At 56.1% G+C, this 11,892-nt stretch carries 10 protein-coding genes; 1 reads left to right on the top strand and 9 read right to left on the bottom strand.

All coding sequences use genetic code 11. The features are described 5' to 3' along the window. Nucleotides 1-35: 35 nt before the first annotated feature. Nucleotides 36-1,547, top strand: coding sequence for a recombinase family protein (locus VSQ30_RS16915; protein ID WP_160203198.1), 1,512 nt, complete (start codon nt 36-38; stop codon nt 1,545-1,547). Between the two features lie 272 nt (nt 1,548-1,819). On the opposite strand, the gene VSQ30_RS16920 is transcribed toward VSQ30_RS16915, so the two are convergent. The 9 genes from VSQ30_RS16920 to VSQ30_RS16960 all read right to left on the bottom strand — a co-directional run bounded on the left by VSQ30_RS16920 (nt 1,820) and on the right by VSQ30_RS16960 (nt 11,682). Continuing rightward, complete coding sequence (locus VSQ30_RS16920; RefSeq protein ID WP_334465728.1) at nt 1,820-4,009, bottom strand: alpha-galactosidase; 2,190 nt, start codon at nt 4,007-4,009, stop codon at nt 1,820-1,822. 165 nt (nt 4,010-4,174) lie between these two features. Further along, a complete protein-coding gene (gene gluQRS / locus VSQ30_RS16925; RefSeq protein WP_160642176.1) occupies nt 4,175-5,140 on the bottom strand; it encodes a tRNA glutamyl-Q(34) synthetase GluQRS in 966 nt (321 codons plus the stop codon). Next, nucleotides 5,141-6,415, bottom strand: coding sequence for a competence/damage-inducible protein A (locus VSQ30_RS16930; RefSeq protein WP_334465734.1), 1,275 nt, complete (start codon nt 6,413-6,415; stop codon nt 5,141-5,143). A 118-nt stretch (nt 6,416-6,533) separates the two neighbouring features. After that, nucleotides 6,534-7,013 carry a GNAT family N-acetyltransferase gene (locus tag VSQ30_RS16935; protein WP_334465737.1) on the bottom strand — a complete coding sequence of 160 codons (480 nt, stop codon included), beginning with the start codon at nt 7,011-7,013 and terminating at the stop codon, nt 6,534-6,536. A gap of 10 nt (nt 7,014-7,023) precedes the next feature. After that, entirely contained in the window at nt 7,024-7,440 is a 417-nt protein-coding gene (locus VSQ30_RS16940; RefSeq protein ID WP_334465739.1) for a hypothetical protein, read from the bottom strand. A 212-nt stretch (nt 7,441-7,652) separates the two neighbouring features. After that, nucleotides 7,653-8,579 (bottom strand): translation elongation factor Ts, encoded by a 927-nt coding sequence (gene tsf / locus VSQ30_RS16945; RefSeq protein WP_334465742.1) that lies wholly within the window; start codon nt 8,577-8,579, stop codon nt 7,653-7,655. 134 nt (nt 8,580-8,713) lie between these two features. After that, nucleotides 8,714-9,463, bottom strand: coding sequence for a 30S ribosomal protein S2 (gene rpsB / locus VSQ30_RS16950; protein WP_334465745.1), 750 nt, complete (start codon nt 9,461-9,463; stop codon nt 8,714-8,716). 235 nt (nt 9,464-9,698) lie between these two features. Then, nucleotides 9,699-10,316, bottom strand: coding sequence for a cytidylate kinase-like family protein (locus VSQ30_RS16955; RefSeq protein WP_160642171.1), 618 nt, complete (start codon nt 10,314-10,316; stop codon nt 9,699-9,701). A 262-nt stretch (nt 10,317-10,578) separates the two neighbouring features. Next, entirely contained in the window at nt 10,579-11,682 is a 1,104-nt protein-coding gene (locus VSQ30_RS16960; protein ID WP_334465747.1) for a Gfo/Idh/MocA family protein, read from the bottom strand. Between the last annotated feature and the right edge of the window lie 210 nt (nt 11,683-11,892).

Here is an 11,892-nt window from a genome sequence, read left to right on the forward strand (position 1 = left end):
AGCTCCGTTTCTTTTTTAAGAAAAGGAGCGACAATATGAATAATCGGATAGACGCAATCTATGCAAGACAATCGGTAGACAAAAAGGACAGCATTTCCATTGAAAGCCAGATTGAGTTTTGCAAATACGAATTGAAAGGCGGTAGTTGCAGGGAATACACAGATAAAGGATACAGCGGCAAAAACACAGACCGCCCGAAATTTCAAGAGTTGGTGCGGGATATTAAAAAGGGCCTGATAGCAAAAGTCATTGTCTACAAACTTGACCGTATCAGCCGTTCCATTCTGGATTTCGCAACCATGATGGAGCTGTTCCAGCAGTACAATGTGGAGTTTGTTTCTTCCACGGAAAAGTTTGATACTTCAACCCCGATGGGCCGGGCCATGCTGAATATTTGTATCGTGTTCGCACAGTTGGAACGGGAAACGATACAGAAGCGGGTGACGGACGCTTACTATTCCCGCAGTCAGCGGGGCTTCAAGATGGGCGGGAAAGCCCCCTATGGCTTCCATACGGAGCCTATCAAGATGGACGGTATCAATACAAAGCGGCTGGTAGTGAAGCCGGAGGAAGCGGCAAATATCCGGCTGATGTTTGAAATGTACGCCGAGCCGACAACTTCCTATGGGGACATTACCCGGCACTTTGCGGAACAGGGCATTTTATTTAATGGCCGGGAACTGATACGCCCCACGCTGGCGCAGATGTTACGCAACCCCGTCTATGTGCAGGCGGACTTGGATGTGTACGAGTTTTTCAAGAGTCAGGGGACGGTGCTTGTCAATGACGTCGCCGACTTCACGGGCATGAACGGGTGTTATCTCTATCAAGGCCGGGATGTGAAGCCGGGCAAGGCCCAAAGCCTGAAAGACCAAATGCTGGTGCTTGCGCCCCATGAGGGGATTGTCCCCTCGGATATATGGCTGACCTGCCGCAAGAAGCTGATGAACAACATGAAAATCCAGTCCGCCCGGAAAGCCACCCATACATGGCTGGCAGGGAAAATCAAGTGCGGGAACTGCGGGTACGCCCTTATGAGTATCTTCAATCCCTCCGGCAGACAGTACCTCCGCTGTACGAAACGGCTGGACAACAAAAGCTGTCCCGGCTGTGGGAAAATCATCACGGCGGAACTGGAAGCGGTGGTGTATCGGCAGATGGTGAAAAAGCTGGACAGCTACAAGACACTGACGGGCAGGAAGAAAGCGGCAAAGGCCAATCCCAAAATCACCGCCCTGCAAGTGGAACTTGCCCATGTGGATAGCGAGATTGAAAAGTTGCTGGACAGTCTGACAGGCGCAAATAATGTGCTGCTCTCCTATGTGAATGTGAAGATAGCCGAACTGGACGGACGCAAGCAGGAACTTCTGGCGAAGATGGCGGAGTTGACCGTGGAAGCCATCAGCCCGGAACAGGTCAGCCAGATTTCCGGCTACCTCGACACTTGGAAGAACGTATCCTTTGACGACAAGCGGCGGGTGGTGGATTTGATGATTACCACCATTGCCGCCACAAGCGACAGCTTAAACATCACATGGAAAATCTGACGGGCATATCAGCGCCCGTCAGACCGTTACCTTGTGTAGTCCCTTGTAAACTGTACTTTTGTATGTGCTAAACTTTTATTGACATCCGTCTGTATGTCCTCCTTTTGGTGTTTTTGCTGGTTGCCAGACCGCAAGCTTATTCTACACCAAAAGGAGTTTTTCTTTCTACATTATCGGCAGAAGCCTTCTTTTGAACCACTCGCCTTGCCAGTGGTTTTCGTTAGACAAAAAAGCGGGAAGGCTTTGGCCCTCCCGCCTTTTGTTGTGCAGTTTTAAGGCTGTGCGGTAAAGTGCTTCACCACGCAGGTGCCGTCTCCCAAGTCGGCCCACTGCCGGGCAGACAGGTCAAGGCCTGCCTGCATCAGCACGCCGCCGGCATACACCTCTCCGGTTTCCTCGTCTTTATAGAGCCTGTCCGGGTCAAGGCCCTGCAGGCGCTGCACCTGGTATACCTTGCCCGGCCTGCGCATAATCACCCGGGTGTACAGTGCCTCGCTCTTGTCGGGGCTTACGAACATCCAGTCGCAGAAATGGGGGTTCTCTGTGGGGGTGTTCAGGCGGTACAGGTCGCCGTAATGGGTGAGGTCGTAATACTTGTGATAGTCTGCCACCTGCGCCCGTACAGCTTCCTTTTCCTCCTCTGTGAGAAGCCGGGGATCCAGCTCATAGCCAAAGGTGCCCCACATGGCTACCGCCGCACGGGTGCTGATATCCGTGCGGGTGTTTGCGGACACATGGGCGCCCATGGAGGAAGCGGGATAGCACAGGGAGGCCCCGAACTGGATGGAAAGCCGCTCGATGGCGTCTGTGTTGTCGCTGGCCCAGATTTGGGGGGAATAGTACAGCATGCCGGGGTCAAACCGACCGCCCCCAGAGGAGCAGTTCTCCAGCAGGATGTGGGGGAAGGCGGTGGTAATCCTGTCCATCAGGTCGTACACCCCCAGCACGTAGCGGTGGAAAAACTCCCCCTGGCGCTCCGGGGGCAGGGACAGGCTGGCAGCCTCGCTGATATGCCGGTTGCAGTCCCATTTGATGTATTCGATGTTGTTCTGGGAAATCACGTCGTACATCTGCTGGAAAATGTTGTCCCGCACGTCTTTGCGGGTCATGTCCAGCACACACTGGTGGCGGGAAAGGGACTTCTCCCGGCCCGGGGCGCACACAGCCCAGTCCGGGTGGGCGCGGTAGAGGTCGCTGTCCGGGTTTATCATCTCCGGCTCATACCAGATGCCAAAGGACACACCCAGGTCGTTTACCCGCTTAATAAGGCTTTGCAGGCCGCCTTTAAGCTTCTCCTCGTTTACCTGCCAGTCTCCCAAAGCCCGGAAATCGTCGTGCCTGTCCCCAAACCAGCCGTCATCCATCACCAGCATCTCAATGCCCAGATCTTTCGCTGCTTTGGCAAATTCTACCAGCTTCTCGTCGTCAAAGTCAAAGAAAGCCGCTTCCCAGCTATTGATCAGCAGCGGTCGCTTTTTCTTGGCCCAGGCGCTGCGCATCAGGTGCTCTATATAGAACTTATGGAAGGTGCGGCTCATGCCTCCAAGGCCCTCATTGGAATACGCCAGCACTACCTCCGGGGTGGTGAAAACTTCTCCCGGCTCCAGGCGCCAGCGGAAGTCCGCGGGGTTTATGCCTGCAAGCACCCGGGTGACGCCCCGGTCATCCACCTCCATATCAATGGCAAAGTTGCCGCTGTATATCAGGTTCAGGCCGTACACCTCGCCTGACTCCTCCCCTGCGCCCTGGGCTGCCAGCGCCATAAAGGGGTTGTGGTTGGGGCCTGTCATGCCGCGCTTGGACTGTATCCCCTGCAGGCCATGCTGCAAGGGGTGGCGCACCGCGGTATTCTCCTTGGCCCAGCGGCCGTGAAGGTGTATGCAGTCAAAGCCCATGCCCGGCAGCTCCAGGCAGGCGCTGTAGGCCCGCTCCAGATCTACGGGGGACTGCCCCCCGTTTTCCAGGCGGGCGCTGCGGGTTATCACGTCAAAGTCCGCGAAAACTGTGTACAGCAGGAAGGCGCGCACCCCTGTCACTTTATCTGTAAGCTCAATTTCCAGGGTCTGGGCCTTACCCTCTTCCCCAAAGGCGGCAGGCAGGCCGGAAAGGCCGGGCTTGCCGGAGAGAATCCGGTGGGACACATAGTGCATGTCCGTCACTGTATCCCCCTTTTCCCCCCGCACAGAAAGGGCGGAGATGCGGAAATCCCCGGCCCCGTTGCAGGGGAACTCCAAGGGGGCGATGTCCAGGGAGAAATACGGATCATCCACGTAGGGGTTCTGGGGGCTTAGGGAATCGTACACCCCTCTAAAGGCATTTTTTTCCAAGCCCTGCAGGGAGGAAAGCTTTTTCCCGTAATACAGGTGGACTAAATACCCCCCTTCGTTTATTTGGAACGCATAGGTGGAGTTTTTAGAATCTAACTGGAACAGGCGGGATTCTTCGTGAAATTTGATTTGCATAAACAGCGCCCCTTTCATAAGGCAGGTTTTCGAGTGGAGTTTCTATACTTTATGGATAATGGCGTAAGGCAGTGGGATGGAACTCCATACGTGTATAAAATCAGGTTTTAGAATCAAATCCTTTTTTAAAAGGATTTGCAAGGTGTGGAACAGAGTTCCACGACCCTACGGCCTTTCAAATAACCCTGCTGGCAGGCGGATATCCTCTTTCGGCACCTTGTCCCAGGAGAAAAGAGGAAGCAACTCCTGGGGGGAGGCGGGCCGGGGAACCGGCAGCAGCCCGGCGCAGCAGGCCAGGCGGCCTGTGATGTCCCTGGGGGAAAAGCCTTTTTCCAGCAGGGCCGAAAGGCTTATGTCCCCGTCCCGCTTGGAAAGCCGGCGGCCGTCCGGGGCCAGCAGCAGGGGGGTGTGGAAATACGCCGGAGGCGTAAAGCCCAGCAGTTCATAGAGGTATAGCTGCCGGGGGGTGGAGGAAAGGAGATCCCGCCCACGCACCACCTGGGTAACCCCCATGGCGGCATCGTCCGCCACCACTGCAAGCTGGTACGCAAACACCCCGTCAGAGCGGCGGAGGATAAAGTCCCCGCACTCTTTTTGCAGGTTCTGCCGGATTTCCCCATAGTGCCCGTCCTGAAAGGCAATCTCCCTGTCCGGCACCACCAGGCGCAGGGCAGGAGGGCGCTTTTCAGCAAGCTTCTCTGCTTCCTCTGGGGAAACCTGCCGGCATTTTCCGCTGTACATCAGTTCTCCGTCAGAGGCGTGGGGGGCGCTGGCAGCGTGCAGTTCTGCCCGGGAGCAGAAGCAGGGATATAGAAGCCCTTTGCATTGGAGCTTTTGCAGCAGGCCTTCATAGTAGGCTGTGCGCTGGCTTTGGCAGTATGGCCCCGGCTCTCCCGCCGCCAGGCCCCCTTCGTCCCAGGTAAGGCCCAAAAGGAGCAAGTCCTTCAAAAGCTGCCGGGTGTAGGCTGGCTTTGCCCGTTCCACGTCCAAGTCCTCTATGCGCAGGATAACCCGTCCCCCGTCCTTCCGGGCGGAGAGCCAGGCGAGCAGCGCGCACAGAAGGTTTCCCAGGTGCATCCTGCCGCTGGGGGTGGGGGCAAAACGGCCCACCGTTTCTTTCTGGCTGCCCATTTATTTCTGCTTTGTATTGGCGTAATCCGCCACAACCGGCATACCGCAAAGATACCGCCTTACCATGTCCAGAGCCTGGGAGGCCGCGCAGTGCCGGTGCCATTCCCGGCTCTTGGTGCGGCCGATGGGGCTGCGCTTTGTCACCCAGGTGTCTTTGCCATCGGAGAGGGCGATATAAATCAGGCCCACAGGCTTTTCGGCTGTGCCCCCCTCCGGCCCGGCAATGCCTGTAATGCCAACCCCCAAGTCGCTGCCCGAGGCCTTTACAATGCCCTCTGCCATGGCCCGGGCCGTTTCCTCGCTGACAGCGCCATGGCGCTCCAAAATGTCATGGGGAACGCCTAAAAGGGCTTCTTTGGCGGCGTTTGCGTAGGTGACGCAGCCCATGTCGAACACAGCGGAGGAACCGGGGATATCTGTCAGGCGCTTAGAAAGCAGCCCCCCTGTGCAGGATTCGGCGCAGGCAAGCTTTTTCCCCTGCTTTAATAGCTCCTGCACCACCAGCTCCTCCAGGGATCCGATGTCCAGGCTGTACACAAAATCCCCCAGCCGCCGCCTGATTTCAGAAATCAAAGGCTGGCACATTTCATCTGCCGTTTTAGCGTCAGGCGCCTTGGCGGTCACCCGCAAAAGGCACTCCCCCTCCTTGGCGTAAGGGGCCAGGGTGGGGTTTTCCCCGTCCATTAAATCGTCCATCATCTGGGCCACCGGGGCCTCCCCCCGGCCGTAAATATGGATGTTGTGGGAGACAATCACCGACTCCTGGCCTTTAGCCAGATAGGGTACGGCATAGTTATGGAGCATGGGGGCAAGCTCGGAGGGCGGCCCTGGCAGCATAATGATGGTGCAGCCGTTTTCCGCCTGGAAAGCGCAGCCAGGGGCAGTGCCATTGTCATTTTGCAGTACAGTGCAGCCCTCGGGCAGCCAAGCTTGCTTTGCCTGGTTCTCGCTGACATGCTTTTCATTAAAATAATTTTCAATCCTGCGCAGGCTCTCCTCATGGAGGGCAAGCTTCTTCCCGGCTGCCGCCGCGACAGTCTCCTTTGTCAGATCGTCGGTGGTAGGCCCCAGGCCCCCTGTCATAATAAGCAGATCGCTGCGGGAGATAGCAGTCTCCACAGCGCAGCGCAGGCGGTCTGCGTTGTCCCCCACCACTGCGGAGTACAGCAGGTTGATACCCAAGCCTGACAGCGCCTGGGCCACAATGGCGGCGTCTGTGTTCACCACCTGGCCCAGCAGCAGTTCAGTGCCAACAGAAATAATTTCAGCGTTCATGTGTATTCCTCCTTTTTGCAGGCCCTGCCCTGCACCCGCTTAAGGGACTTTTTCCAAAAAAGCCCCTTAAGAATCTTCAAAAAACTTTGCCTGTCCGGCTGGCTGGAAATGGGGCGGGTCAGCGGGTCATAATAAGAAATCTATTGAATTTCGGATCTTTATAGGCGGCATTGGTAACTACCTGAGAAACTGCAAACCCGCATTTCTCATAAATCTTTATGGCCCGCCTGTTAAAGGCCGCCACAGAAAGCCGGAAGCGCTCTGCGCCATACTCCCGCCTGCCAAAGGCCAGCCCCGCCAGGACAAAGCCTGCGCCTAGGCCTTTCCCGCACAGGTCAGGCCGCAGGCCCAGGCCAATGTCCAAAAAGCCGGGGGTGTAGGGGCTTTCCTCCAAGGTGGGAATTCGCCCTTCCTCCTCAAAGGTGAAAAAACCCATGGGCTGCCCCTGGGTATCCAGGCACACAAAGGCCCCGGGAACAAGAGGCCCGTCCGGGCCGTCCTCCTCTTCCCAGTTATAAAAATCGTATGGCGGCTCATACTGCCAAAGGGCAATGGCCTGTGCGGCCTTCGTTGTCATAGGTGTGAAATTCCAGTCCATAACGCCTCCTTTATGGGTTCACCTTGTCTAAGCCCCCATGAATGACGGTGGGGGAAAAGGCGCTGATTTCATCATACAGCAGGCCTTTCGGAATATCGTTCCAGAGATAGATTTTTTTGCCCTCCATAAAGGCTTCATACAGCTCCAGGAAGGTGGAGCCGCCAATATAGTTTTCCTGGCCGTTTTTGTCGAAGTTCAGGGCCAGCACCGCGTCCATCTGCCGCACCCGTTCCCGGCTGCGGCGGAACAACTCGCTTTTCATGCGGCTGTGCTCCTCCGGCCCCTTGGCATACCACTGGCTTTCCGCCTCGGGCCTGTCGTGGGTGAAAGGGATATAGACCTCCCAGCCTAATTCCTCCAGCCGCGCCTTGGCAGACGCAAGCTGGGAATAAAAAGCCTTGCTGCAAATGAGAAATATTTTTTTCATGGCTTTCTCCCTTTCCTTGAAAAAACGGCGCGGCCCAAAAGCCACGCCGTTCCCAAATCCAACCTATAAATCCAGCAAAACCGGAAGCACGTCCGGCGCGCGATGGCTCGCGTAAACGTGGCACACAGTGACGCGGCGGAAGATTCCCGCTTATGCTCCCCGCGTCTTGGGTGCAAAAACGCATTGCTGCGCAAAGCGTTTCGCCGCGCTGCTTATTTTACCATGCTGGCGATTTCTTCGGCGAAGTTGTCCTCGCGCTTCTCCAGGCCCTCGCCCTTCTCAAAACGGGTGAACCCGGCAATCTTGATTTCGCCGCCCAGCTCTTTGGCAACGCCGTCCACATACTGCTTCACGCTCATGCTGCCGTCCTGCACATAGGCCTGGTCAACAAGGCAGATTTCCTTGAAGAACTTGGCGATCCGGCCCTTTACGATGTTCTCCAGCACATTGGCAGGCTTGTTCTTGTTCTTCTCGTCCTCAGCAAGCTGCTGCTTGAGGATTTCCTTCTCCTTCTCCACCCGCTCGGCAGGCACAGAAGCCTCATCCAGATACTCGGGGTTGAGAGCGGCAATCTGCATAGCCACATTGTGGGCGCAGGTCTTAAAGGCGTCGTTTGCGGCGATTTCATCGCTGGTTTCAAACTTCACGATAACGCCGATACGGCCCCCGGCGTGCACATAAGAGGTGACAACGCCCTCAAAACGGTCGAAGCGGCGCACCTTGATGTTCTCCCCAATGGTGAGGATCTTTTCCTTCAGCAGGGCGTCCACCGTCAGCTCGCTGCCCTCGGCCTTGCACTGGAGCAGGGCCTCTACGTCAGCGGGGTTCTGATGGATGATGGTGTCAGCACAAACCTTCACAAAGGCCTGGAACTCGGCGTTTTTGGCAACGAAGTCGGTTTCGGCGTTGACCTCCACCACCACAGCCACCTTGCCGCAGTCGCTGACAGCCGCATAGGCTACGCCCTCGGCGGCAATGCGCCCGGCCTTCTTTACGGAAGCGGCAAGGCCCTTCTCCCGCAGCAGGTCAATGGCTTTGTCCATGTTGCCCTCAGCTTCTGTGAGAGCCTTTTTGCAGTCCATCATGCCGCACCCGGTCTTCTCCCGCAGGGCGGCAACGTCTTTAGCAGTAAAATTCATTCTATAATCTCCGTCCTTTCTTCAAACTTCCAGCCAGAGGCTTTGCCTCCACGCAAGGAGGGCCACTCTCCCCTTCCCCGCGTTTTGGCAGGCGAACTATCTATAACGTGTATGCGTGGGAAATTACTTTGGAATTATTCCCCGGCCTCAGCGGCGGGAGCCTCTTCCTCCGCGGCTTCTTCCCGGGCAGCAGCGCCCATCTGGCCCTCACGGCCCTCGATGACAGCGTCTGCCATGGCGCCGGCAATCAGCTTGACAGCGCGGATAGCGTCGTCATTGCCAGGGATAACATAGTCGATTTCGTCAGGATCGCAGTTGGTGTCCACAATGGCCACAATGGGGATGTGCAGCTTCTTGGCTTCTGCCACAGCAATGCGCTCCTTGCGGGGATCCACAATGAACAGGGCGCCAGGGAAGGCTTTCATCTCCTTGATGCCGCCCAGGAACTTCTCCAGCTTCTCAATTTCAAGCTGCAGCTTGCTGACTTCCTTCTTGGGAAGCAGATCAAAGGTGCCGTCCTCTTCCATCTTGCGAAGCTGGGCAAGGCGCTGGATGCGGGTGCGGATGGTGGTGAAGTTTGTGAGCATGCCGCCCAGCCACCGGGCGTTTACATAGTACGCGCCTGCGCGGGTGGCTTCTTCCCGGACAGAGTCCTGGGCCTGCTTCTTGGTGCCCACAAACAGGATGTTCTTACCCTCGGTGGCCAGATCCCGGACAAAATTGTAGGCTTCCTCCAGCTTGCGCACAGTTTTCTGCAGGTCGATAATGTAGATACCGTTGCGCTCCGTGAAAATGTAGGGGGCCATTTTGGGGTTCCACCGGCGGGTCTGGTGGCCGAAGTGAACGCCGGCCTCCAAAAGCTGCTTCATAGATACAACTGCCATGTTACAAATACCTCCTTGGTTTTTTCCGCCGCCGCAGGGGCTTTTTTGGGGCAGACCCGGGGCAAACCCGGGCACCAATCCAAGCCTGCGGCGTGTGTTTTGCTGTAACCGCTTTATTTTACCACAGCCCCCCTGAAAAAATCAAGGGTTTTCGCAGGTTTTCCCTAATAAAAAGAAGAGCCGGGAAAACCCGGCCCTTCCAAGGGTTCGCATATGCGTTAAAAATCGCAGGGCTTTACTTCGCCAACTGCTTCACTGCCACCTCCAGCAGATCCACGCACTGTTCCACTGTGAAACGGGAGGTGTCCAGCACCATGTCATAATTTTGCAGGTCGTCCCAGCGCTTGTTGGAATAGAAATTGTAATAGTTGGCACGCTGCTTATCCTTCTTGGTGACAAAATCCGGAGCACGCTTGGCCTCGCAGTCCCCCAGCTCCACCGCCCGCCTGACCCGGTAGGCCTTGTCGGCGTGGATAAAGACATTCAGGCAGTTTTCATGTTCCCGAAGGATGTAGTCCGCGCAGCGGCCCACCACCACGCAGGGGCCTTCTGCCGCCGCCTTTTTGATGATATCCGACTGAATGATAAACAGCTTGTCATTGATGGGCATCTCGTTTACACCGGGAATTCTAGCCCCAAAGGCATAGCTGCCCATAACCATGGAATACAGCAGGCTACTGGTGGCCTTTTCGTCCGCGTCGGCAAAAACCTCCTCGGAAAGGCCGCTCTGCTTTGCCGCCATGGCAATCAGGGCCTTGTCGTAAAAGGGGATTTCCAGGCGCTTTGCCAGCATCTCTCCCACATCGCGCCCGTCGCTTCCGTATTGGCGCGCAATCGTAATAACCGGTAACATACAATTCCTCCTTATCTGAAAAAAGCTTCTAAACCGCCCACAGCTCCCGGCAGGGCTTCTCTGGCTGCCTCGTGCCGATTTCTGTGTTTTTCGCATGAATTATCTGGATTTATAAGAGAATTTCTATAAATTTCCTCTATATTTATGATACACGCTTTCTGCTGAAAAGTCAAGCCGCCCCTTCCGTTTTAGATGGGAATATTTTTTCCGTCAGGCAAAAAATATCCGCCGGCCGAAGGGAAGGCTGGCGGACAAATGGGGGTTAGATTTCTTCCACGTGGATTTCCACCTCATGGCCGCATTCGCAGGAACGGATAATACCGTCGATGATGGCCTGGTTGTAGATAATCTGGCTGGTGGGGATGGGGGCTGTGCCGCCTTCCTTCACCGCGTCTACAAAGGAGCGGCACTTCAGGTAGAAGCAGTCTGTCTTGTCCCCCTTAGGCGCGGGCAGGGGGATGGGTGTGTGGGTGGGAGCGCCGAACTCGTCATGGAACAGGGTGACATTGCCGCAGCTTCCATCCCAGGCGCCGCCCCACAGGGACTCTGGATTGGCAGGCTCTACCTTCAGTCCCGCGTCTTTTCCCAGGAAAATGGTGCTGCCGGTGGTGTCCATATGCATGGCCCAGGACATACGGAAATCCAGAGTAATGCCCCCCTCCAGCCGGATAAACGCGCCGCAGAAATCGTCTACAGAGAAACGGGCGGCATCCTCAGGCGGGGTATACTTGGGGTTTGTGCCGAAAAAATCATAGCTGACAGCGGAGACGGTGAGGGGCTTCGGATACCCCAGGGCGTTCAGGCACATGTCTAGGGAATAGCAGCCGATGTCTGCCAAAGCGCCTACGCCTGCATAGCGCTTTTCAATGAAGGTGCGGCCAGGAATGCCCCTGCGGCGACCGCCGCCTGTCTGCACATAATAGACCTGGCCCAGCCTGCCGCTTTGCACCACTTCCTTAATCTTCTGCATCCGCTCGTCATACCGGGGCTGGAAACCAATGGTGAGGATTTTGCCCGTCTTTTTCTCCACCCGGCGCAGCTTCTGGGCATCCTCCAGGGTGACGGTCATGGGCTTTTCCAGCAGTACGTGGCAGCCTGCTTCCAGGGCGGCAATGGCGCACTCTGCGTGGGTGGAATTATATGTACACACGCTTACCGCATCCAGCTTCACCTTTTCCAGCATTTCCTGGGCGCTTTCAAAGGCCTGGGCTTCCGGGAACTCCCAGCGGTCTAAGGCCTCCCGGGCCTTGCCGGGGATAATATCCGCCCCTGCTACAATCTCCACGTCCTCCATCTTTTTGTAAGCGCGCACGTGGGCATTGGATATGCCGCCGGTTCCGATAATGCCAATCCGAATTTTTTCCATGACATAGCTCCTTTTGTTTTATAGTCGATTAAGCCCCAAACTATGTTTTCGGCTTAATCGGATACATGAGTCATGTTGGTTTGCTCGTCGGGGCAAACCAACCAACAGGATATCGGACAGCGATATCCTGTAACTTGAAAAATGCAATTTTTCAAGTTACGTGACCATACCTGCGGGGCAGCGCCCCTGTTATTGTGGGAAAGTGCCTGC

It is taken from the genome of Acutalibacter sp. JLR.KK004, from assembly GCF_036941085.1.
Lineage (GTDB): Bacteria > Bacillota > Clostridia > Oscillospirales > Acutalibacteraceae > Acutalibacter.